The organism is Pseudoalteromonas sp. 31A1, assembly GCF_011378815.1.
GTDB classification, from domain to species: Bacteria; Pseudomonadota; Gammaproteobacteria; order Enterobacterales; family Alteromonadaceae; genus Pseudoalteromonas; species Pseudoalteromonas arctica.
In genome coordinates this window covers 195,043-219,071 of sequence record NZ_WTKY01000006.1, presented here as the reverse complement: position 1 = coordinate 219,071, position 24,029 = coordinate 195,043, and the positions used below count along the sequence as shown (strand labels likewise).

Sequence of the window (24,029 nt, the reverse complement as noted above, 5' to 3'; positions counted from 1 at the left end):
ATGAAGTAAATTTAAATCCAGAGAAAAAAGAAGCAATGCGGGCGGCATAAAATTTAATTTGATGCGACAACTAACTTGAAAAACTCCGCTACCTACTTTTGCCTTCACTAAAGCGCAGCGCCCTCTTAACCTCTTTGTGAATAAATTACTTATAAATCTATTTTTTGTAGGTATAACTTATTAAATGCGTTCACCACCTGCTTTATAGCAAAACACTACATGCAAAAGCGCGCTCGAATTTAACGCAGCGTCAATCCCTGCGAATGATAGCTTACTCCTATATATCCCCACTAATATATCGCTTTTTTCTTCCTTACTTAGGCGTTTATTGCTAACCTCGCGTTAACGTTTTTACTTAAACAAATTTTTGCTAACGGAATAATTATGCTCAAAAAAATATCACTGTTTATCGGGATGGCAATCAGTGCAAATGCTGTTGCTAAAGGTGGCGTGTCACCTTATTTACCTTTAAATCAAGCCCCAGAACTTGAGCACCAAGTACAACGACTTTTAGCTGTAAGTAAAAATACACATATTATGAGCAAGCCTTATAAAGCGCACGACATTTATAGAGTGCTGCAAACAGTAAGGCATACTTACCCAGAACTATATCAAACACTTTCGTACCAACTTAGCCCTTATATTCAAAGTGATGCGGGTACATTTGCAAAAGTAACACTTGCTGCTGGCACAAAAGATAAAACATTGCCTAACCAACGCGGCCAAACCACTAAAACCAACTTAATTATTGAAGGTGGTGCTTACGCTAACTTCGGACGTTACTTTGGTGTAAGTGTTGCAGGCATTGCCAACGAAGACGAAATACTACCTACACAAAGCTTTTTTTACCTTGGTAATAAATACGCGCAGTTAGATGTAGGTTACCGAGAGCATTGGTACTCACCTTTTAACGATAGTGCCATGCTATTAAGTACACAAGCTAAAACAACGCCCTCTATAACACTTAGTAATGTAGAGCCAATAACCAGTTTTAATATTCGTTACGATATGTTTATTAGTAAAATGACAGAACAACGTGGGATCCGTAAAGGTAACTACGACCCTGTAAACGGTAATGAATTTACACCCGGTAAGCCTTATTTATTTGGTTTACATACCAGTTTTGCAGCAACCGATAATTTAACAATAGGCCTAAGCCGCTTAATGCAGTTTGGTGGTGGTCCGCGTAGTGTTAAGTTAAAAGACTTTGCAGAAGGCTTTTTTACCCCTGGCAGTAAAGATAATATAACGACCTCGGAGGCAGAAGAGGTTAATACAGATTTTGAGCTTGGGGATCAGTTAGGCTCAATTACTTTTGCGTATAACAATAGTATTTATACACTTCCTTATGAGCTATACGGTGAGGTAGCACTTGAAGACACCCTAGGTGGCTCTCGCAATAATGCATATAGCTTTGGTATTTATTTACCTTTTATTGCTAACAACCACAGTTTACGCTTCGAGCACAGTAACTTACAAAAGAGCTGGTATGCAAATAGTATATATAAAGATGGTAACCGTAATTCTGGCAATGTAATTGGCCACTGGGCGGGTGATGAACACGACTACACCGACTACACTCCGGCTAAATCTATGAGCGCAAACTGGCATTGGCAATTAAGTAAAATAGAAAGTTTAAATACCACCATTCGCATGCTTGAAAATAAACGCAGTGGCTATAAAACAAGTTACGAACTGCAAACAGCATATACTCGTAAGTTGAGTAAACCAATAATGGGTGCTAAAAGTTGGGGAGCTGAGCTGTATCAAGGAAAGGATGTATACGGGGAAACGTTTGCTAGATTAGGTGTATTTGCCAATTTTTAACACCCTGTAGGTGCGAATTTACTTCGCGCTCATCTAATCCAACTTTACCAAAGCGAGTTATAAAACCTCACCTACAATATATGCCACCTGTAGGTGCGAATTTACTTCGCGCTCTTCCAATTTAACTTTACCAAAGCGAGGTATAAAACCTCACCTACAATATATGCCACCTGTAGGTGCGAATTTACTTCGCGCTCATCTAACCTAACTTTACCAAAGCGAGGTATAAAACCTCACCTACAATATATGCTTCCTGTAGGTGCGAATTTACTTCGCGATCATCTAACCTAACGTTACCAAAAGCGAGGTAATAAAACCTCACCTACAATATACACACCCTATCGATGCGAATTCACTTCGCGCTTATGTAATTTAACTCTACAAAAAGCGAGGTATAAAACCTCACCTACGATATATGCACCTTGTAGGTGCGAATTTACTTCGCGCTCATGCAGCCTAACTTTACCAAAAGCGAGGTATAAAACCTCACCTATAATATATACACCCTATCGATGCGAATTTACTTCGCGCTCATCTAACCTAACGTTACCAAAAGCGAGGTATAAAACCTCACCTACAATATGCACACCCTATCGATGCGAATTTACTTCGCGCTAATGTGATTCATCCCTGTAGTGGTACAGTGATTTTGGCCACCCATTAAGAAAGAAATGTTATGCTAATAAGCATACAAATTTGGGTGAAAAAATGACGAAATTAAAACGCGCAACGTATTCTGCAGCAATAAAATTAGAAACAGCTCAGCTTGTAGTTGACCAAAGTTATACTCAAGAAGAAGCAGCCAAAGCGATGGGGGTGGGTAAATCAACCGTCAGTAAGTGGGTTACTCAATTAAAGCAAGAGCGGAATGGCCAGACACCATCTGCTTCGCCAATGACGCCCGAACAAATTGAAATCCGCGAACTTAAAAAGCAAATCCAACGCATCGAATTAGAAAAGGATATATTAAAAAAGGCTACCGCTCTCTTGATGTCCGACTCCCTGAACAATTCTCGTTAATCGAGAAACTAAATCAACGAGAGCGTTACCCAATTAGCGTGCTGTGTAACGTATTCAATGTGCATCGTAGCAGCTATAAATATTGGGCTATACGGGATACAACGCCGACGTCAGAGCAAGTAAGGCTAGAGGCTGAAGTTAAAGCAATACATGCAATGAGCGGTGGCTCAGCTGGGGCGCGGACAATCGCGGCAATAGCAACGAACAATGATTTTGAATTGAGTCGTTATCGTGCTGCTAAGCTAATGGTTAAATTAAAGCTTGAAAGCTGCCAAGTACCTCAACATTCATATAAACGCGGCGGTAATGAACACCTTGAAATTCCAAACCTGCTTGATAGACAATTTGATGTTGTTGAGCCAGATACCGTGTGGTGCGGTGATGTGACGTATATTTGGGTAGGTAATCGCTGGGCTTATTTAGCCGTTGTTATTGATTTATTTGCACGTAAAGTAGTTGGCTGGGCCATGTCGTTGTCGCCAGATACTAATTTAACGCTAAAAGCGCTTGAACTCGCGTATGAAAGCAGAGGAAAACCGACAGGACTGATGTTTCATTCAGACCAGGGTAGTCATTATACAAGTTTAAAATATCGCCAACGTTTATGGCGCTATAAAATCAAACAAAGTATGAGTAGGCGTGGAAACTGTTGGGATAATGCACCAATGGAGCGATTTTTTAGAAGCTTTAAAACGGAATGGATGCCAAAGGTTGGATATGGAAATTTTATAGATGCTAAATATAGCGTTAGTGATTATATCAACGGATATTACAACAACGTTAGGCCGCATCATTATAATGCCGGTTTAGCGCCAAATGAATCTGAGGTTAGATATCAAGATTCTAAAACTGTGGCCAAATTTTATTGACCACTACAGTTTCAGCTTCTACTACTGCTTGCTTAACTGAATCAGTATTTAAAATCTCATTCGCATTATTTTTTGTTAAACGCACATTAAGCAGCACCTGAGGTAATTTTTGCATACCTGCCGCGTAGTCTTTTAATGATTGCTTTTGCTGAATAAGCGCTGTTAATACCAATAAAGAGGCTACAATACCATCGCCTGTGGTTGCATAATCTAAGTGTAGAATATGGCCTGAACCTTCACCACCAAGTTTCCAACCAGTATTTTTAAGCTGCTCAACAACATAGCGATCACCTACTTTAGCGCGCTTGAACGGTATATCCATTTCCTTAAGCGCTAGTTCTAACCCCAGGTTAGACATCAGTGTACCAACAACACCACCTTGCATTTTGCCTTGCAGCTTTGCTGCTTTAGCTAAAATATAAAGGATTTGGTCACCATCAATCACAGCGCCACTGTCATCAACAAGCATTAATCTGTCAGCATCACCATCAAGCGCAATACCTAAGTCTGCTTTATGTTCAAGTACAGCTGCTTGAAGGCTATCTAAATGTGTGGCACCACATTGCTCATTTATATTTAAACCATTTGGTTTATCGTTAATGCTAATAACATCGGCACCTAACTCTGCATAAACATTAGGCGCTATGTGATATGCAGCCCCGTTAGCACTGTCGATAACAATTTTTAAACCTTCAAGTGTTAACTCTTTAGCAAATATGCCTTTGCAAAACTCAATGTATCGTCCTGCTGCATCGTTAATGCGCCTCGCTTTTCCTAAGCGCTCAGAGCTTACACACTGCATAGCGTTATTATTTAATGCTTGCTCAAGTAAGGCTTCAATTTCTAGCTCTTGCTCATCGTTTAACTTCGTACCAGAATTATTAAAAAATTTAATACCATTATCATAATATGGATTATGCGATGCACTAATAACAACACCGGCATCGGCTCTAAAGGTTGATGCTAAATAAGCAACAGCAGGTGTTGGCATAGGGCCAACAAATGCTACATTAACACCTGCAGCTGAAAGGCCTGCTTCAATAGCTGACTCAAACATATAACCACTGTTACGTGTATCTTTACCTATTAGAATCTCTTTTGTACCACTAGAGGCTAAAACAGTACCCGCGGCCCAGCCCAATTTCATTGCAAAATCAGGCGTAATAGGAAAAGTTCCTACTTTGCCCCTTACTCCATCGGTACCAAAATACTTACGTGGCATAATTATTCCTTTATAAATGTTAAATGCGCAGTGCACATATAATTAATATTTGTTAGCTCTATTATCTTAAAAACAGAGCTTTATTACAAAAAGCAAAAAGCGCGAGTTAAACTCACGCTTTAAATTTCATTAAATATAAAAGCTAAATACATAGCTTTAATTTGTCAGAATATTGAATAAATTGTTATCAACAACCCTACTCGGCCTGATCGTTATTTATTACTTTAAAATACAGTGTCTCTCAACTTAGAGTGTAAAATAATAACTTAATTAATATTTACAACCTTCTGCTTATTTCCCTTTATCAGATCCTTTTTTGCATTCCACACCAAATCGCATATGCCATCGGTTGGATTAAAGCCTGTTGGTGCATCTAATAATAATTGACGAATTGTTTCGTGATCAAAGTTATGACACGCAATATCTAACGCTTCTATAAACACATTAAGCTCAGCCAAAGGCAACATTACCTCATTGGCAGTCATGATTCGTTCATGAGAGGTCTCGCCAACATTATCGCCGATCAGCAGTTCTTCATAAAGCTTTTCACCTGGGCGTAAGCCCGTACACTTAATCTCGATATCACCATGTGGATTAGTATCACTTTTAACTTCAAAACCAGAAAGGCGAACCATTTTAGTCGCAAGATCTTTAATTTTAACTGGTTCGCCCATATCAAGCACAAACACATCGCCGCCTTTACCCATAGCGCCCGCTTGTATTACTAATTGAGCAGCTTCTGGGATCGTCATAAAAAAGCGTGTTATATCAGGGTGTGTGAGCGTTATTGGGCCGCCCTCTTTTATTTGCCTGCGAAATAGCGGCACTACAGAGCCACTCGACCCCAGTACATTACCAAAGCGCACCATACAAAAACGCGTTTTATGTTTAACACCTTGCTCTTGTGCTAACCCTTGCAGCGATAGCTCAGCCATACGCTTAGTTGCGCCCATTACATTAGTCGGGCGTACCGCTTTATCTGTTGATATAAGCACAAAGGTTTCTACTTTCGCATTTACTGCTGCTTTTGCCGCGTAATAAGTACCAAACACATTATTACGTACACCTTCAACAACGTTATGCTCAACTAACGGCACATGTTTATAAGCAGCTGCGTGATAAACAGTTTGCACACCAAATACTGTCATTACAGTTTCAATTCGGTTAATACGTTGCACTGAGCCCATTATAGGTATTAGCTCGATATCAAGGTTATTATTAGTAATGTACTCACTAAGCTCCTTTTCTATTGAATATAAACCAAACTCACTAAGCTCAAATAAAACAAGTTTTGTTGGTTTTTGTTTAACTATTTGCCTACACAGTTCAGAGCCGATAGAGCCACCGGCTCCTGTTACCATAACCACTTTATTAGCAATGTTAGCGGTCATTAAGTCAGTATTCGGTTCAACAGGGTCACGACCTAGTAAATCTTCAACACCCACTTCGGCTATTTCTGCAAGCTTTGCTTTGCCCTCTACTACATCAGCCATACCGGGTATTGAAAGCACATTAATAGCTAAAGGTTCTAACTGGGCGAGTATTTCTTTACGGCGGGCACGAGTTTCGCTTGGAAGTGCTAATAAGACTTTACTTACTTTGCGTTTATTTATTAGCTCGTAAATACCTTTAAAACATAAAACGGGTATACCCTGAATAATTGAACCGTGCTTAGTTACATCATCATCAATGAACGCTCTAACAAAATATTCTGGGCCAGCACCTAATGCCGTCGCTAATTGGCGTCCGGCAGAACCCGCTCCATAAATAATTACAGGTTCTTTTTTGCTTGTCGTCATTCTGCCAATCATCGCGCGTACCAATACGCGAGAACCACCCACAGTTAATAAACACAACCAAGCAAATATAAATGGCATCGTTCGCGGTATATCTATACCTATAAAAAAGGCGATTAAAACCAAACTGATCGTTGTTATTACAGTGCCTAGTACAATTGCCCAAATAGCTTGTGAGTTCATGTATCTAAGTACAGCACGATACAAGCCTAAACTTATAAATGTATATAAGCTAACCGGTATTAACACTGCTAATAAAAGCCAATTATCTAAACGCTGCAGCGACTCAAAGCTATCAAGCCTTACAATAAGCGCTAACCAAAAAGCCAACATAATAAATAACGAATCAATGCACAATGTAATAATGCGTTTTTTGGCACGCGATGCGTTAAAAATAGAGCGAATGAAACTATCCAAGACACGTTCCTTTGTGATGTAAATACAGGGCCAACCCAGTATCGCATTTAAAATTAACAATATGGTAACTATAACAAAAAATAGGCTAATGTAATTAGCTTTTGATGTAGTTTATTGCTCAGTAAATAGTAATAAATTACAATATTAGAGCCCGATAGGGGCGGTTGATAATTTCAGATATGTCACTATTGTTGTAATAAATGATGGTGAAATGTGTCTCAGAAATATTTCATCTTGAGACACATTTCAAAATAACTGCTTTTAGATTAGTGAGTTAAAGAATCGAAAAAAACATCCCCAATAAATATACGATTGAGCCTAGGTACTATTATAAACATTAAGCACTATTTAACCCTATCACCACTACCACTACCAGTAACCGTCATTAGTATATATTTAAAATAGTTACCAATTGTTAGTGTATCAATCATTTCACGGTCTGTTTTAGCAAGTAGTTCAGGGGTAGACATATCAATTTCGTTAACTTGCGCTAAACCAGTAATCCCAGGGCGAACTGCAAACACATTTTTAGTTTCACGTGCTTGAGTCAACTCTTCTTGGTTAAACAAACCAGGGCGAGGGCCAACTAAGCTCATTTCACCTTTTAATACATTCCATAGTTGCGGTAGCTCATCTAACTTTGTTTTACGTAAAAAACCACCAAAGGGTGTTATTGATGCAGTACTTGCTAAATGACTTGCGACCGATGCTGTATCAACAGTCATGGTTCTAAACTTAACTAAGGTGAATGGTTTTTTATTACGACCAACACGCTCCTGAATAAATATAGGTGAGCCAGTATCAAATAAGCCAATAATGTATAAAATCACTAAAAATGGCATTGCAAATAACAATCCACAAAGTGAAAACAAAAAATCGAGTAAACGTATCATTTATAAATCCATTAATTACTTTATTGAAGGCTTTTTAGCTGCTAATTTAAAACCATGCTCAACGGAGTATGGAGGCACCCAGTTAAGTGTATTTTTTGTATGAGTAATATCTAGCTGAAGTGAGCCTATAAGCCTATCTACCACATCATTTTTATTAAGTAATTTCCCTGCTAATTTAAAACACCACACAGGTACTGGTAAAGCTAAGTTTTTTTTATGCTGTACTTTAGCCATTAACGCCACCATTTCAGACGTTGATAAATCATTATCGTCACTTGCTAAAAACACCTGATTAGCTGCTTTTGGATGCTCAATACATACCTTTATTAAATCAACCAAATTATAAACAGAAATTAAACTACGCTTATTTTTTTTTATACATCTAAAAGGTAAAGGCAATCCTTTGGCAACAAATCTCATCAATGATGCAAAATTTGCTTTAACGTTTTCACCATATATCAAAGGACTTCTGATTATTACAGAATCAATAAAACCTTTATCAGATTTAGACATAATATAATTTTCCGCCAACAACTTATTATAATTAGTATTCAGTAAATTACTACTAACGTCGCTCGTAATATGAATTATACTTACTTGTTCTTGATAAATATTTGCAGTGCTAAGAAAAATAAATTTAGGTATTTTAAGATTTATACACTTATCGATAACTTTTTTTGTTAAAATAAAATTTGTATTTCTTGCTTCTTCATCTGAAAAAGTACGATGAGCTGCACCTGCTAAATGAATTACGACATCAAAGTTATTATTAAACGCCGGTGAAAAAAATTGTTCGAAAGTGAATTTTTTATCTTGATTAAAATAGTCAGTTGAGTTGGAAATACGATAAACTGTAACACCGTTACTAATGAGTTCATTAAATAAATGCTGACCAACGAAGCCGTCGCTCCCTGTTATTAAAACTTTTAAATGATTCAAAACTGACCTATCACGTCCAAAATTACACCATTAACTTTATTAACATCGTACTTTGCAACTGCCAATGTCCTACTTTCGACCCCCATACTTGTAATTAGCTCTCTATTTTCAATAAATTTTATCATTGCATTACCCAATGCAAAATAATTACCTTTTTCAACTAAAAAACCATTCAAACCATCTACTACTGTTTCCCTACAGCCCGGTGCATCAGTGGTAATGATCGGCATAGACATAGACATGGCTTCTAAAGTTGAACGAGGTGTACCTTCTCTATAGGATGGCAAAACAAAAACATCAGATTCTTCATAAGCCTCTAGAATATCACTTACATTCCCTAAATAATTTATTAGACCACTTTTAATGTACTCATCCATGTCTGAACTTTTAATAGATGCAGGATTCGAATCATAGGGACCTGCAATGTAAAAAACGGCTTCTTTTGGATACATTTCTGAAATAGATTTTGCAGCTTCTATAAATTCAAATATTCCTTTATCTCTCAGTAAACGGCCTACGAATAAAAATTTAATTGGCCCTTCCACATACTCTTTACTTGAACTAAATTTAACTGTATTGACACCAGAGCCATTAATCAATACAGTTTTAGATCTTTGAAGTAGCTTGTATTTTTCAAATATAGATAAATCATCTGTATTTTGAAAGAAAATTTTCTTATTATACTTTAAGGCAATTTTATATTGGAAGCGAACTAGTACAGATAGGATTTTTGCTTTAAAAGTGGTACCAGTAAAAATAAACCCCAAGCCAGTTATATTCGAGTAAACATGCTCAATACCTAGCCAACCGGCTGCTATAGAAGCATATATTGTGGGCTTGATAGTGTAATTTAAAACTGCATCAGGAGAGATAGCACTAATTAAACGATAGATACTCAGAAACAGGAGTAATTCTGAGAAAGGATTCAAACTTGATCTACCCAACACAATATTATGAAATAAAACTCCTTTAGATTTTAGGTAACTTAAGTAGTTACTATCTTCAACTAAATTACAGCTACTTGGACAAATAACGTGAACTTCGTGACCAAGAGCTAAAAGCTCTAAGATAAGCTCTTTTCTAAAATTCACAACTGTAAAAGGGGAATTCGCAACTATTAAAAAACGTTTCAACTACTGCTCCTCAGAAAAAATGGTTGTTTGTCATACGAACCTTCAAATATAAAAAATTGCTTTTAAATAAACATACACTTTAATACTAGAAACACAGCCAGTGCAGCTTCACTTTTTATATACTCAGTATTGTTATGATTCTCAAAACTCATATAAACCTACCTGGCTCAATTAATATAACAATAATACGAAACATCCTTTATTATTGGCGGCTTTCCTGTGTATTAAAAAAACAGTATCTCTATGTTAATTTATTATAATAATTATTTTATTTCATTTAGAAAGCTTGAATTTATTTCACTCCAATAACTTGCAATATCTCTAGATTTAGAAAACTCTTTATAGCTTTGAGAGTAACATTCTGGTTTCTTAAGCTTTCTACTAATAATATTTTGCATTTCTTTAATTGAAAACCCTTCTAAAACAGTGATGTCTGGAATTAACTCTAAATCTCCCGTACATGGAGTTATTATTATATCTTTCGTACCTGAAACCATCATTTCAATAAGTACATTGGGAAAGCCTTCTGAAAAAGAAGAAATGATCCCTAAATCTGCATTTGCCATATATTTATATGGATTTTTAACATTTCCAACAAAACGAATTTCTTCTAACAAATTACTTGTTCTGCATAATTCATACAACTCGTTTTTGAGCTCTCCATCTCCAACAATGTAAAGCCTAAATTTGTGTTTAATTTGTGAAAGTGCTTGAATAACAAGTTTATGATTCTTGATTTGAACAAGCCTACCCACCATAACTATATTAAAGGCTGTACCTGAATTCATATTAACTTCTAATTCAGATAATGGTTTGATTAATTTTAAATTTATGGGGTTATGAATTACTTTAGAGTTAGTAGAAATTCTCAGCCCTCTGTAAGATATTAACTTTTCTTTCATCAGGTTAGTTTGACATATTAGCAAATCCTGATTTCCATAGGGCTGATACATTATATTTATTAAAAAACCTTTTAACCCATTAAAGCGTGAACTTAATATTGAAGATTCTCTCAAAATTAAAAATCTGCATGAGAGTATTCTTAATCTTCTAAAAAGGCAAAGCATAGAGTTAGTATGAGCTTGGGTAGAGTAAACATAATCAAAGCTCCTTCCATATAAAAAAGTTGAAAGTTTAAATATAGACTTAGCAACCCGAGTAGAGTTTTGATGAATTATATCAACATTGTCTAATTCATTAAAAAATGCCCATGAATTAGAATTATTTTTTGTTAGAAAATAAATAGTTACATGTATATGATTCTTACCAGTTAGATATTCAACAAGGTTCATTGCTACTCTCTCAGCTCCACCTATTCTATCTGTTGGTAATACAACAAGCATGTTAATCATTAAGTAAATCCTATAACTTATTTCTTAAAAAATTTATAAAAGGCTTTGATTATATATGCCATTATGATAATTAAAATTGCAGTGATTATGACTCTTTTTTCTAAATTTATTTGATAAGATAGATCATTCCGATGAATATAAAAACCCCAGTAGGTAGCTATAACTGTCAAGATTATCAAATAAGTACCATCTAGTTTCTTGTATAAACTTGAGAACGCATATAATGTAAAACAATAAATAAAACAAAAAGTAAATAACCCAATCCAACCAGTTAATGCAAAGACATTAGCCCAGACACTACTTCCTGCTCCCCAATGCACGCCAGGAAAATAACGGGGTTGAATAATATCATTAAAAGTATCGAGATCAGGAAAAAGGGAGCCAAATAAACCAAAAGATAAAAAGATATTGTAAATTTGTTCTTTTGGAGCCTGTAGCTCCTCACTCAGTACCTCCGACATGATATAACTAATAATTGAAGGCTCAGCGTCTAGAAAGGAGTCAATGTAATACTGATAATCACTTAATCTTGTAAAAACAAGCTCATAGTTATCGAATTTTATGGCAGTATAAATTCCTTTATATATAAAGAAAAAGCAAACAACAAATAAAAATAAAAATACATGTTGTAACTTTATTTTATTTATTGATAATTTATACTCTTTAGACATTAATAAAAATATAGATATAATAGCAATCGCGGCCGTACTTCTGAATCCTATGTAAATCGTTATACAAATAAATGAAAATGATAATAAAGTAAAAAATTTATTCTTTATTGAGTAAAATCCCAAAAAAGCTAAAATAGAAGAAAAAGACCATATAATAAAGCCATACCCTAAATATCCTGACATTTCAGACTTAGAGTCTAAAAATATCTTTCCAGAACTACTATATATAATGTAAAGAAATGACAGGGAAGCTAGTAATAGAGCTGCTATTGAAAAAAACTTAATATCAACAACCGGCTTTATTTCAATCCTTTTATCATTCAATTTTAAAAAGGAAAAAAACACCATACATATCATTAGAAAAATTGAAATATATACTATTTCTTCCTTTAAGCACCCATAAGGTGTGCACTGCCCAAAAAGCTGAAATAATATAGGCATAAAGTATATTTGTAGCGATAAAAAACCGAGAGATATAAAATCAAAAACACGACCTTTTCTAAATATAGCAAAGGAAGAAAAGAACGTTATAACTGCATATATAAAAAGGATTATAGTCATTTCTTACACCTAGTATTAAATAATGCAATATGAAGAAAAAATGTAATCAAACCGGAAAGCAAAATAGCATAAACAATAGTATTTAGATCACCAACAAGGAATACACTTATAAATATTAATATTATTTTTATAAATAAAGAAAAAACATCAAGTTTCGCCACTTTAACCATTTCTATAAAGTGCATATTATAAGACTGATAAGATAATGTGGTAAAATTTAAAACTATAAATAATAGATATATTTTAATTACTACTAAAGCCTCTTCCCATTTCGTATTAACTATATTGTCATTAAAATAATCTATAAAAGTATAACCTAATAAAAATATAAATAATGACAATATAAAAAGTATAATAGATGACTTATAAATTAACTTTATATCGTTTCTCTTTTTATATTCAGAAGCAATTATACTTCTAAGGTTATTTGATACCACGTTTATGGGTGCTCTTATAACTTTTTCAGCAAGGAAAAAAATACCAGCCTCCTTTACTCCGATGAAGCTGGATATTAAAATTATAGGTAGTGCATTTGAGACGGTACTACCTAACGCTTGAACCCCGCCGGCAATAGCTTCATGACGATTAGAAGCATTTCTAAAGTAGTTTAGAATACTTATTTTGGTCCCAGTACTTATAGGTTTCACTTTTAAATAAAGGTAAGTAATAACCATCCCACCAATACTACCAATTACAACCGCATAATCTCCGTCAATTATAAAAAAAAATGAAATTTGGAAGACGAATACGATTATGACTCGAAATATCGAGGCTAGACTAATGATTTTATAGCTTATTAAGTAACTTTGAAAAACGGTATTAACAGTTATATAACAGCTAAATATACCACCGATAAATATTAGTGGCAAAAAACATAAGTCTAAAGTTACATATTTAAAAAACATAAGAAAGGCAATTAGTATGCATATTACAATCGCAATTATAGGAACTGTTTTATTAACTATCGATTGAATAACACCAAACTCACTCCCATTTAAGAATACTTTACGTTCAATTCTCAATGAGGATACTCCGGCGACTATACTTACTAATGAAGTAAAAACCCCCAAAACCCCAATATTTTCAGGGGAATAAAAATAAAGCAAAATAGGAAAGAGACTAATTGAAATTAATTGAGATATAGCCGATGCAATAACGACAGTAGAGGCCCCTTTAAAAAGTGACATATTAACTTAGTTTTTCATTGATAAGTTTATGTACCAAGGCATCGCTTTGCTTATTCCTTCTAATATTCTGAATTCTGGAGCGTAACCTAAGCTATTAACCGCTTTCTTTACATCAGCTTGAGAGTGACGCACATCACCAGCTCTGAAATCACGGTATATTGGCTCTTGTGTAACTTCAACATTACATTCTTTTAAAGCTAATTGAATTGATTTGTACAGATCGTTAAGTGTAGTCCGGTCGCCCACAGCTACGTTATATACGGTGTCTTTCGCATTATCTTCCGCCGTTGCTGCAAGTATATTCATTTGAACTGTGTTTTCGATAAAACAAAAATCTCGACTTGTTTCCCCATCACCATTTATAAATATATCATCGCCTTTGATCATATCGGCAGTCCACTTAGGAATTACTGCAGCATAAGCACCATTAGGATCTTGACGTTGACCAAATACATTAAAGTAGCGTAAGCCAATCGATTTGAATCCATACGTTTTTGCGTAAACGCCTGCGTAAAGTTCATTTACGTATTTAGTTACAGCATAAGGGGAAAGTGGATTACCAATGTTTTCTTCTACTTTAGGTAGCGCTGGGTGGTCGCCATAAGTAGAGCTACTTGCAGCATAGGTAAAACTTTTAACGCTTGCCTCTTTCGCCGCTTGTAACATATTTAAAAAACCAGTGATATTAGCTGAATTGGTTGTTACCGGATCAGCGATTGAGCGTGGTACTGAACCTAACGCTGCTTGGTGTAATACATAATCCACACCTCCACCGTTATTAGCTAATGCTGTTTCGCAATCTTGATAATTGCGAATATCACCTTCTATAAAGTTAAAGCATTGCCACTGCTCTGCAGTTACTAATCCTTTCACTTCATCAAGATTATGCTGATGGCCCGTTGCAAAATTATCGAGCCCTACTACTTTTTGATTTAGTTTTAATAAATGCTCTAAAAGGTTTGAGCCAATAAAACCAGCAACACCTGTCACTAACCAAGTTTTAGGCGATGAAAGTAGCTCGTTTTTAATTTGTTCGTAGCGCGTCATGAGTGTCTCTATAAAATCTTTGGATATTGAACTAACAACGTTTAAGTTATTAATTGTGGGTGGTGTATGCTATCTAATTTAAAAGCGCGGGGTAAACCCGCGCCTACAACGTTATAAACGCATATCTACACTCTGTTTTGGTAGTACGTACTTTAAGTCGTAAAGTACATGTTCTGCTTTACCTAGTTCACGAATTTGCTCTGCGCCCATTTCTTTAAATTCGTTATGGCCTACTGCAAGAATAATTGCATCGTAATTATTTTGTTTATGCTCTGCTGTTAGAGTTAATCCGTACTCGTGTTGTGCTTCTTCGTTAGAGCACCATGGGTCTACTATATCAACATTAATGTTATATTCTTTAAGCTCACTAACTATATCGACCACTTTTGTATTACGTAGGTCTGGGCAGTTTTCTTTAAAGGTTAAACCCATTATCAGCACATTTGCGCCATCTACATGGATGCGCTTTTTAAGCATATTTTTAACTAGTTCAGATACTACATGTTTGCCCATACCATCGTTTAAACGACGGCCGGCTAAAATCATCTCAGGGTGGTAACCTACGCTTTGTGCTTTGTGCGTTAAATAATACGGATCAACACCAATACAGTGCCCACCAACTAATCCTGGACGAAATGGCAGGAAGTTCCATTTAGTTCCGGCTGCTTCTAACACTTCAAGCGTGTCGATACCTAATTTATTAAAAATAATAGATAGCTCATTAATTAGTGCAATATTTACATCACGCTGCGTATTCTCAATTACCTTTGCAGCTTCGGCTACTCTAATAGAACTCGCTTTATGTGTACCGGCTGTAATTATTGATTTATAAAGTTGATCAACTTTTTCAGCTATTTCAGGGTTTGAGCCTGACGTTACTTTTAATATGTTAGTTACGCGGTGCTCTTTATCACCTGGATTTATACGCTCTGGTGAGTAGCCGGCAAAAAAGTCTTTGTTAAATACTAGGCCTGATACACGCTCAACTACTGGCAAACATGCCTCTTCAGTAGCACCTGGGTATACTGTTGACTCATAAATTATTATGTCGCCTTTTTTAACTACTTTACCTAGCATTTCACTGGCTTTAATAAGCGGGGTTAAATCAGGTTGCTTATGCTCATCAATAGGAGTTGGAACGGTAACAATATATATATTACAGCTTTCAAGATCTGACACTGTATAAGAAAAATTAAGTTGTGGAGACTCTTTAAGCTCTTCATCACTTACTTCAAGTGTAGAGTCGTGGCCGGCTTGTAACTGCGCAATTCGACCTTGGTTAATATCGAAACCTGTTACTGGGAATTTTTTACCAAACTCAACTGCTAATGGGAGGCCTACATAGCCTAAACCTATAATGCCAATTTTTAGGTCCGTTAATGAATCGTGCATAGTTGTACTCTCTTTGCTTGGTTATTGAGCTTCGAGCTTTAGGCTTCGAGCTTCGTAAAGTTAAAGTTAAATTTAAAAACTTTTTTCAAGTTAAAACGTGCAATAAAAACGAATATTCAAGGGTATACTCGTGGGTGAAGCGCATGTTTTATAATCTTTTTTGGGTGGGTAACCATTCATTTTTAACAACGAAAACATTCTGCATTTACTAAATCAGTACGCAATGGCTCACCACTAAACTGCATTTTAGCAATTTGGTATCTCAGTAATTATTTAACCTACTGAGACACTTTTTTCTAAATTGAGACAGTCAATTTAGACTATCTCTTTGTAATTACTTGATTTCATGGTTTTTCTAAAAAGTGCCCAATAGGCCCTTTATAAATTATTTATCACTTTTGTATTCGTAGTTGTAATATCCATAATACCCATACGCATTACTCGCTTTTTTAACTACACCGTTAAATACAACGCCTTTTACGTCTATGCCATTTTGCTCAAAACGATTTCGAGTTAGCTCTATTTCACGTACATGGTTTTGACCAAAACGGGTGACAAGTAATGTAGTGCCTGTATGCGCACTTACAATTGCGGGGTCAGTTACTGCAAGTATTGGAGGAGTATCGATAATTATAATGTCGTAAGCGGCACTTACCTCTTCAACCAACTTACTAAAGTTTGAGTGCATTAATAGCTCAGAAGGATTTGGCGGTATTTGTCCGCGCGTAATAACACTTAAGCCTTCAACCTTGGTTGGTTTAGTAACTTGCTCTAAGTTTAAACGGCCCGATAGATAATCACTTAAGCCATCGTCCCACTTTAAACCAAACTGGGTTTGTAAGTAGCCTTTACGCATATCGGCATCAATAATCAGTACTTTTTTACCGCTTTGAGCGAGTACAGAGGCTAAGTTAACCGATATAAACGATTTACCTACGCTTGGGCTTGGGCCCGATATAGCAATAATATTGTTTTTAGCTTCCATCATCGCAAAGTGCAGGCTAGTACGTAAGCTACGTAGTGCTTCTATTGCTAGGTCGGCTGGGTTATCTAGCGCTAATATACTTTTAGGTTTATTAACTTTGTTTTTGCGGGCTCGCTCAGCAAAGCCACTTAGTTTATCCTGATAATCTGAGTGCGGTACACTTGCGTATACAGGCAGGCCTAGTGCTTCAATTTCTGCTGGGTCTTCAACCCCTTTGTGCATTGCCTTTTGTATAAGCACAATAGCCACGGCTAACATGCCACCAAGCATAGTGGCCATTACCACGATTAATGCTTTTTTAGGTTTAACTGGCTTGCTGGTATTTACCTCAGCGTAATCAATAATACGTACATTACCTACAGTACCTGCGCGTACTATATCAAGCTCTTGTGTTTTACTAAGTAACAATGTGTAAATTTGGTTACTTACTTCAACATCGCGTTTTAAGCGTAGTAGCTCTTGTTGAGTTTCTGGCAGGTTACCTACCTCACCTACAAGCTCTTGTTTTTGTTTATTTACAGCTTCTATTTGCTCAAGCATACCTTGGTATGTTGGGTGGTCTTTTTTAAATTTACGGCCAAGCTCTAAACGTTTTAGGTTTAGCTCTTGTAACTTGGTTTCAAGCTTTACAACTTGCTCAAGCACGCCTTGTGTTTCTAGCGTTATGTTTATTGACTGGCGTTTTATTTGGTAGTCGTTAAAGCGTTGCTCTGCGTATTCAAGCTGTTTTTTAATTTCAGGTAATTGTACTTCTAAAAATTCAAGCGACTTTTGCGCCTCTGCGCTGTTGCGCTCAACGTTACGGCGTACATAAATAGCGGCCACTTTATCAAGCACTTTTTCAGCGTAACTCGGTTTAGTACTTTGTAAGCTTAAGTTAATTATGCCTGAGTCTTTACCTTTTTCGCTTGCGCCAATTGCAGTTTGCAAATCTAAAATAGTATTTAAGCGATCTTTGCGGGTAATTGTAAACTCTGTACCAGGGCGTGCATTTAAAGTACGAATGGTTAAGTTAAACTTACCGTTTGTAAGCTCCTCGCCTACTTTACCCGATAATATTTTCTCGCCGTCACCATTTAAAAGTGTAAGGCTATTATTAGCCTGTGCAACCAATGTAAATGCTTGATTTACTGCAGTGCGTGGTACATCAAACCTAAATACATTTATGCTTTCACCACCCCATGCGTAGCTATTAGCGCCAAAGCTTGGCTCGGCTAAGTCGCCATCTTCCATTGGGGTAAAAGTGCGGTAAGCTCGGCTACCTATAAACGGAAATAGCTTAGGCTCTGCTATTACATCAAGCTTTAAAGTGTCTACTGCCTCGCCTATTATACTGCGCGACTTTAGTAGCTCTATTTCGGTTACCGCAGCCGATGTACTTTCGAACATGCCTGCCATATCGTCAAAACCAGGGACTGATGCGCCGCCGTCTTCAACTTGTATCATGGCTGTTGCTTGGTAAACAGGGGTACTTAATACTGCATAAATAACACCTACAAACATAAACAGTGCGGTTACCGCTACTATAAAATATTTGCGATCGAGCAATGCGCCTAATAACGCCATTAAATCAATTTCTTGCGTTGGTTGTGTATTATTAGTGTTTTTATTATTAGCGCTACTTGAGCTGTTGTTCGGCTGGGTATTCATTAAATTAGCCATTCCTTATAAATACTTTTGCCAAGCGCTACACGCGCTGTCGATTAATGTGTAAACGTGTTCAAAAGCCTCTTGGCTTTGACGGTACGGATCGGGTATTTCAGCGTTATTAATCCATTTACCGAGTAAAAACGTTTTACCGCGCGCCTCTGGGTAACGAGCATGTACGTCGTTTAAATGGCGTTCTTCCATTACTAGTATTACGCTGTTTTGCGCTACTAAGCTTGATGTAAGCTGCTGGCCTTGGTGAGCATCCATATTAACACCATGTGCGAGTGCTATTTGTTTTGCTTTTGCATCTGCTGGTTTGCCTTCAAGTGCTGTTAAGCCAGCAGACGATACTTTAATATTTTTGCCTTCAAGCTTTTGCTTTAAAACATACTCACCTGTTGGGCTGCGGCAAATATTGCCAGCACACACCACTAAAACTGAATCAAACATTTTTAAAAACCCTTAGTTTGATGAAATATCGTCTAGGCTATCAACCGATGCTACCGACGGTAATAATAAGCTAATTACACGGTTCCAACGGGCAAGTGGTGCCGATGTTACATATACAATGTCGCGCGGTTGTAGCTCAAACTGCTCAGCTAATACCATTGCTGCTATATTTTTAGCGTGTAACTGGTATACGTTTGCAATAACGCCGGTTTGCTCCAGGTCACTTTTACGCAGTACAAATACGCCGTTAGCGTCTGCTGTTGCTTCGTTTAAGCCGCCCGAGTCGCTTAGCGCTTCGGCTAAGTTTAAACCATAACGGTTAAGCGTTACTGAACCTGCTTTTTTAACATCACCTAATACAAATATTTTTTGTGCATCGTTACGATTTACATGCACTATGTCGCCATGTTGTAATAAACGGTTTTGCGAAATGTCACCATGGGCATAAAAGTCATCAAGTTTAATAACTTCTGTTTTATCGCCACGGGTAAATGTAACTGTGCGCCAATCGGCAGCTTCTGTTAAGCCGCCTGCTTGGTTTAAGGCATCAATTAAGGTAAGTGGGATTTCGGTAACTGGGTATACACCAGGTTGTTTTACTTCACCGGTAACGTAGGTTTTTTGGCTTCTAAAGCCAACTACTTTTACATCTACTTGTGGGTCTTCTATTACTCGGCTTAGGCGTTTTACAAGCTCATTACGTACTTGGCTTATTGTTTTACCTGCGGCGGGTATATTTGGTGCGTAAGCGTAAGTAATGGTGCCGTCTCGTTGTACTCTAAAGCCGTCAAATTCTGCGGTACGTTGTACTGCTGCAGGTATTGTTAGCTCTGGGTGATCCCATACGCCTATTGTTAGTACGTCGCCAACACCTAGTTTGTATTCGTAGTTACTTACGTTTAAACCATCGGTGCTTGAAATTGGTTTAGCTGCTATACGCGCTTGATTTTGTTTATTTATTAGTAGCGAGTCGATTATTTGAATGTTTACTTTTTCGAGATCTTGTTCGAGGTTTTGTGTTTGCTCGCCTGAGTCTATACCTTCAAAGTGGCTGCCTGGTACTATTGTACAGCCGGTCATGCTTAGTATTGCGAGTATTGATGCGAGTGATTTACAGCTTAACGCCATTGTAGAATCCCAAAATTATTTTAATATTGCACTTACTCACCAACCTTGGTGAGCACTTGTATTTTAGCCGACTAATTAAAGCATGTGCACTATTGTGAAGCAATAGCCTTTGCTTTGTAAAAGCTTTGTTACTAAGTTTTTAATTAGCACTGAAATTATATCAGTATTTTCATAAGGTCTTTATGAATAAATTTAATTGATAGCCGTTTTTAGCAAAACACTTAACGCGTTCATCACCAATTGCACAAAGAGAAGTGAATGAGGAGCCATTTAAACAAGTACTTTATGGCTGCTTACTTCTTTAAAGCGCAGTGTGCTCTTAACCTCTTTGTGAATAGACCTTATTACGAGCTTTGCTCGTCACGCCAACAAGCTGCGCGTCTACAAGTGAACTTAGCCACGGTGTTAAACTTTGCCGTTGGGCTTTCACTTAAAAGCGCAGCGCCCTCGACCTCTTAAGATTAACCACTTAAAGCTTTATTGCACAAAGAGAAGCGAATGAGGAGTAAATGAGAAGACATTTAAACAAGTACTTTATGGCTGCTTACTTCTCTAAAGCTCAGTGTGCTCTTAACCTCTTTGTGAATAGACCTTATTACGAGCTTTGCTCGTCACGCCAGCAAGCTGTGCGTCTACAAGTGAACTTAACCACGGTGTTAAACTTTGCCGCTGGGCTTTCACTTAAAAGCGCAGCGCCCTCTTAACCTCTTTGTGCATAAATCACTTAAAGCCTTATTGCACAAAGAGAAGCGAATGAGGAGTAAATGAGAAGCCATTTAAACAAGTACTTTATGGCTGACAAGTGAACTTAACCACGGTGTTAAACTTTGCCGTTGGGCTTTCACGTAAAAGTGCAGCGCCCTCTTAACCTCTTTGTGCATAAATCACTTAAAGCCTTATTGCACAAAGAGAAGCGAATGAGGAGTAAAGAGAAACCATTTAAACAAGTACTTTATGGCTGTTTACTTCTCTAAAGCGCAGCGCCCTCTTAACCTCTTTGTGAATAGACCTTATTACGAGCTTTGCTCGTCACGCCAGCAAGCTGCGCGTCTACAAGTGAACTTAACCGCGTAGCTTTAAGTGCTTTAGGCACGCTTCCGCCCTTAGGTCACAGTTCCTACTTACTGATATAGAGCTATTTTTTCGCGGCATAAAGCCGCTGCTACGTTTTTAATTTACGCGGCATAAAGCCGCTGCTACGTTTTAATTTACGCGGCATAAAACCACTGCTACGATTTAATTTACGCAGCTTAAAGCCGCGGCTACGCTTTTAGTTATTATTGCTTAATATCTTTATTATCTACACTTACTTCAATTTTTTGATTAAGTAAGTTAATTAGTAGAATGCTGCGCAAGTCGCCATCGGGCTCTTTGTATATTGCTTGTATATTACTAAATGAATCGTTATTCACACTTACTACATCACCTGTTTTTGGTATTTGTGATTCAGTAGTGTGTGAACGTTCATTTTTTAACTGGTCAATTATGTGCTTTGAAACCAACTGATAATTTGCTCCATAAGAAACAAAACCGCCTATTCCACGGGTGTTTTTTACAGCAGAAAAATTACCATTTTTTGATTCAAGGCATACAAATAAATAATTAGGGAATAAAGCAGTGTGTTTGACGGTCCGACGACCTTTAACCAGCATCTCGGTGGTTAATTGGGGGTAAAACGCTTCAATCCCTTGATTTTGCAAGTTAGTTTTGGCTCTCTCTTCTTGCTTAGGTTTACATACGACTAAATACCAACATTCCATAGTAGCCCTTAATACATAACTAAATTGCAAAAAATACAATTCCAAACTAAACAGCGGCGACATTATAGCCAACATAGAGTGCCTATGTAAATACGCCTTAGTGGTTAATAGCCACTCACTTTAATAAATATTGTTATTGAGTTTAAAGGGAGTAAAGGCTTTAACGCTAGTTTAGTACCTATAAAGCTATGTTTAGATTGGGCTAAACAAAAGTTTAGCCGCGAAAATTTATTAAAAAATTTAATTAATATTTTTTAATAAATATACAAGTAAGAGCGCGAAGTAAATTCGCACCTACAGGTGATATGTTGAAGGTGAGGTTATTAATTTAGCTCAAGCGTTAGAACCTTGAATAATTATGGCGTTACTGGTTCGTGCCACGAGCTGGTAGTTAATGAGCAAACAAGTGTGCTTATTGATTGCGGATTATTTCAAGGCGAAGACTCTAAAGCCGATTTATCAATTGAGTTTAATATTACCCATGTTACTGCCCTTATTGTTACCCATTGCCATATTGACCATGTTGGCCGAATTCCTTACTTATTAGCAGCTGGTTTTAAAGGCCCTATTTTTACAAGTATTGCATCGGCCAGTTTATTACCTTTGGTAATTGAAGATGCTTTAAAAGTAGGTGTAACCCGCGACCCTAAAATTATAGCTGCCTGCTTAAGCTTATTAAATAAACGTATAGTTGCTGTAGATTATAAAACGTGGTTTGAACTACCTTGCAAAGGGCTCAATAAAGCTAAAGCGAGATTTCAGCGTGCGGGCCATATATTAGGTTCTGCATACGTAGAAATTGATGTTACAAATAATGATAACAACAAGCATCGTGTTGTGTTTTCAGGAGACTTAGGCGCACCGTATACCCCGCTACTCCCTTCGCCTAAGCCGCCCTATAAAGCCGATACCCTAGTTATTGAATCAACCTACGGTGATAAAAACCATCAAGGCCGTAAAGAGCGTACAAAAACGCTAAAAAGCATTATTGAACGCGCCGTAGCCGACAATGGCGTTGTTTTAGTACCTGCTTTTAGTATTGGCCGCACACAAGAGCTGCTATATGAGCTTGAGCAACTCATACATAGTTCATCTAAAAAGTCTAAGTGGCGAGACATTCACGTAATACTCGACTCCCCTATGGCAGCCAATTTTACTGAGCAATACAAAAAGTTTAAGCACTTATGGGATAGCGAGGCCAAACGCAAAGTTGCAAATGGTAGGCACCCGCTCGATTTTAAAAATCTAACTACGGTTGATTCACACAAAGAGCACATGGCTATTATTAACTATTTAAGTTCGCGGCAAACACCCGCCATAATATTAGCAGCAAGCGGTATGTGCACTGGTGGCCGAATAGTTAATTATCTTGAGCGGTTTTTAAGTGACAAAACCACCGATGTATTGTTTGTAGGTTACCAAGGGCGAGGCACACTAGGGCGCGATATTCAAAAATATGGCCCACGTAATGGGTATGTTTTTATAAATGATGCTCGCATTACTATAAACGCAAAAGTACATACAATTAGCGGGTACAGCGCCCATGCCGATCAAAACGGATTAATTAAGTTTGTAACGGGTATGCATAAAAAGCCAAGCCATATAAAAATTGTACATGGCGATGATGATGCAAAAAACGCGTTAGCCGCAAAGTACAAAGAGGTTTTAGACGAACAGGTATTTATAGAAATCGGAAATAATACTTATAAATAAAAAAGTTAATGCCGTAT

18 protein-coding genes and 1 pseudogene are annotated in these 24,029 nt (G+C 37.0%); 5 read left to right on the top strand and 14 right to left on the bottom strand.

Features of this window, described 5'->3' with window-relative positions; translation table 11 throughout:
* Window positions 1-384 precede the first annotated feature (384 nt).
* On the top strand, window positions 385-1,827 hold the full coding sequence (locus GQR52_RS08800; RefSeq protein ID WP_165728179.1) for a capsule assembly Wzi family protein: 1,443 nt from the start codon (window positions 385-387) through the stop codon (window positions 1,825-1,827).
* Between the two features lie 708 nt (window positions 1,828-2,535).
* Window positions 2,536-3,716, top strand: a protein-coding gene (locus tag GQR52_RS08795; protein ID WP_165728178.1) for an IS3 family transposase whose coding sequence is annotated in 2 segments (ribosomal slippage) — window positions 2,536-2,794 and window positions 2,794-3,716 — 1,182 coding nt in all. Because the reading frame shifts where the segments join, the coding sequence is not laid out codon by codon here.
* A gap of 1 nt (window position 3,717) precedes the next feature.
* On the opposite strand, the pseudogene glmM reads toward GQR52_RS08795, so the two are convergent.
* From glmM to GQR52_RS08730, 13 genes and pseudogenes are all read right to left on the bottom strand, one after another.
* Window positions 3,718-4,938, bottom strand: a pseudogene (glmM, locus tag GQR52_RS08790) (phosphoglucosamine mutase); the annotation flags it as partial.
* A gap of 266 nt (window positions 4,939-5,204) precedes the next feature.
* Complete coding sequence (locus GQR52_RS08785; protein ID WP_165728177.1) at window positions 5,205-7,151, bottom strand: nucleoside-diphosphate sugar epimerase/dehydratase; 1,947 nt, start codon at window positions 7,149-7,151, stop codon at window positions 5,205-5,207.
* A gap of 344 nt (window positions 7,152-7,495) precedes the next feature.
* A complete protein-coding gene (locus tag GQR52_RS08780; protein ID WP_165728176.1) occupies window positions 7,496-8,044 on the bottom strand; it encodes a sugar transferase in 549 nt (182 codons plus the stop codon).
* A 15-nt stretch (window positions 8,045-8,059) separates the two neighbouring features.
* The gene (locus GQR52_RS08775) at window positions 8,060-8,983 is read right to left on the bottom strand and encodes an NAD-dependent epimerase/dehydratase family protein (RefSeq protein WP_165728175.1); all 924 of its coding nucleotides are present in this window, start codon (window positions 8,981-8,983) and stop codon (window positions 8,060-8,062) included.
* Window positions 8,980-10,116, bottom strand: coding sequence for a glycosyltransferase family 4 protein (locus GQR52_RS08770; RefSeq protein WP_165728174.1), 1,137 nt, complete (start codon window positions 10,114-10,116; stop codon window positions 8,980-8,982). Before GQR52_RS08770 ends, GQR52_RS08775 begins: the two co-directional genes overlap by 4 nt.
* A 263-nt stretch (window positions 10,117-10,379) precedes the next feature.
* Window positions 10,380-11,468 (bottom strand): glycosyltransferase, encoded by a 1,089-nt coding sequence (locus GQR52_RS08765; RefSeq protein WP_165728173.1) that lies wholly within the window; start codon window positions 11,466-11,468, stop codon window positions 10,380-10,382.
* A gap of 17 nt (window positions 11,469-11,485) precedes the next feature.
* Window positions 11,486-12,700: a hypothetical protein gene (locus GQR52_RS08760; protein WP_165728172.1), complete on the bottom strand. Its 1,215-nt coding sequence runs from the start codon at window positions 12,698-12,700 to the stop codon at window positions 11,486-11,488.
* Complete coding sequence (locus tag GQR52_RS08755; RefSeq protein ID WP_165728171.1) at window positions 12,697-13,887, bottom strand: hypothetical protein; 1,191 nt, start codon at window positions 13,885-13,887, stop codon at window positions 12,697-12,699. The genes GQR52_RS08760 and GQR52_RS08755 overlap by 4 nt, the downstream gene beginning before the upstream one ends.
* A 6-nt stretch (window positions 13,888-13,893) precedes the next feature.
* The gene (locus GQR52_RS08750) at window positions 13,894-14,934 is read right to left on the bottom strand and encodes an NAD-dependent epimerase/dehydratase family protein (RefSeq protein WP_165728170.1); all 1,041 of its coding nucleotides are present in this window, start codon (window positions 14,932-14,934) and stop codon (window positions 13,894-13,896) included.
* A 111-nt stretch (window positions 14,935-15,045) separates the two neighbouring features.
* On the bottom strand, window positions 15,046-16,326 hold the full coding sequence (tviB, locus tag GQR52_RS08745) for a Vi polysaccharide biosynthesis UDP-N-acetylglucosamine C-6 dehydrogenase TviB (RefSeq protein ID WP_165728169.1): 1,281 nt from the start codon (window positions 16,324-16,326) through the stop codon (window positions 15,046-15,048).
* Window positions 16,327-16,711: 385 nt separating this feature from the next.
* Window positions 16,712-18,961, bottom strand: a complete 2,250-nt coding sequence (locus GQR52_RS08740) for a polysaccharide biosynthesis tyrosine autokinase (protein WP_165728168.1) — start codon at window positions 18,959-18,961, stop codon at window positions 16,712-16,714.
* A 15-nt stretch (window positions 18,962-18,976) separates the two neighbouring features.
* Window positions 18,977-19,411, bottom strand: a complete 435-nt coding sequence (locus GQR52_RS08735; RefSeq protein ID WP_007582278.1) for a low molecular weight protein-tyrosine-phosphatase — start codon at window positions 19,409-19,411, stop codon at window positions 18,977-18,979.
* A 12-nt stretch (window positions 19,412-19,423) separates the two neighbouring features.
* Window positions 19,424-20,539 (bottom strand): polysaccharide export protein, encoded by a 1,116-nt coding sequence (locus GQR52_RS08730; RefSeq protein ID WP_165728167.1) that lies wholly within the window; start codon window positions 20,537-20,539, stop codon window positions 19,424-19,426.
* 258 nt (window positions 20,540-20,797) lie between these two features.
* Between GQR52_RS08730 and GQR52_RS08725 the strand changes: the two genes are divergently transcribed.
* Both GQR52_RS08725 and GQR52_RS08720 read left to right on the top strand, forming a co-directional pair.
* A complete protein-coding gene (locus GQR52_RS08725) occupies window positions 20,798-20,998 on the top strand; it encodes a hypothetical protein (protein WP_165728166.1) in 201 nt (66 codons plus the stop codon).
* A 50-nt stretch (window positions 20,999-21,048) separates the two neighbouring features.
* Window positions 21,049-21,243, top strand: a complete 195-nt coding sequence (locus GQR52_RS08720; protein WP_165728165.1) for a hypothetical protein — start codon at window positions 21,049-21,051, stop codon at window positions 21,241-21,243.
* A gap of 573 nt (window positions 21,244-21,816) precedes the next feature.
* On the opposite strand, the gene rfaH is transcribed toward GQR52_RS08720, so the two are convergent.
* Entirely contained in the window at window positions 21,817-22,299 is a 483-nt protein-coding gene (rfaH, locus tag GQR52_RS08715; protein WP_165728164.1) for a transcription/translation regulatory transformer protein RfaH, read from the bottom strand.
* Window positions 22,300-22,647: 348 nt separating this feature from the next.
* Between rfaH and GQR52_RS08710 the strand changes: the two genes are divergently transcribed.
* Window positions 22,648-24,012 (top strand): MBL fold metallo-hydrolase, encoded by a 1,365-nt coding sequence (locus tag GQR52_RS08710; RefSeq protein ID WP_165728163.1) that lies wholly within the window; start codon window positions 22,648-22,650, stop codon window positions 24,010-24,012.
* The last annotated feature ends 17 nt before the right edge of the window (window positions 24,013-24,029 follow it).

Excerpts from the sequence above, each read along its gene's own strand:
- GQR52_RS08800 (WP_165728179.1), top strand. The coding sequence starts at position 385 with ATGCTCAAAAAAATATCACTGTTTATCGGGATGGCAATCAGTGCAAAT.
- GQR52_RS08780 (WP_165728176.1), bottom strand. The coding sequence starts at position 8,044 with ATGATACGTTTACTCGATTTTTTGTTTTCACTTTGTGGATTGTTATTT.
- GQR52_RS08765 (WP_165728173.1), bottom strand. The coding sequence starts at position 11,468 with ATGATTAACATGCTTGTTGTATTACCAACAGATAGAATAGGTGGAGCT.
- GQR52_RS08760 (WP_165728172.1), bottom strand. The coding sequence starts at position 12,700 with ATGACTATAATCCTTTTTATATATGCAGTTATAACGTTCTTTTCTTCC.
- GQR52_RS08755 (WP_165728171.1), bottom strand. The coding sequence starts at position 13,887 with ATGTCACTTTTTAAAGGGGCCTCTACTGTCGTTATTGCATCGGCTATA.
- GQR52_RS08750 (WP_165728170.1), bottom strand. The coding sequence starts at position 14,934 with ATGACGCGCTACGAACAAATTAAAAACGAGCTACTTTCATCGCCTAAA.
- tviB (WP_165728169.1), bottom strand. The coding sequence starts at position 16,326 with ATGCACGATTCATTAACGGACCTAAAAATTGGCATTATAGGTTTAGGC.
- GQR52_RS08740 (WP_165728168.1), bottom strand. The coding sequence starts at position 18,961 with ATGAATACCCAGCCGAACAACAGCTCAAGTAGCGCTAATAATAAAAAC.
- GQR52_RS08735 (WP_007582278.1), bottom strand. The coding sequence starts at position 19,411 with ATGTTTGATTCAGTTTTAGTGGTGTGTGCTGGCAATATTTGCCGCAGC.
- GQR52_RS08730 (WP_165728167.1), bottom strand. The coding sequence starts at position 20,539 with ATGGCGTTAAGCTGTAAATCACTCGCATCAATACTCGCAATACTAAGC.
- GQR52_RS08725 (WP_165728166.1), top strand. The coding sequence starts at position 20,798 with ATGAGGAGCCATTTAAACAAGTACTTTATGGCTGCTTACTTCTTTAAA.
- GQR52_RS08720 (WP_165728165.1), top strand. The coding sequence starts at position 21,049 with ATGAGAAGACATTTAAACAAGTACTTTATGGCTGCTTACTTCTCTAAA.
- rfaH (WP_165728164.1), bottom strand. The coding sequence starts at position 22,299 with ATGGAATGTTGGTATTTAGTCGTATGTAAACCTAAGCAAGAAGAGAGA.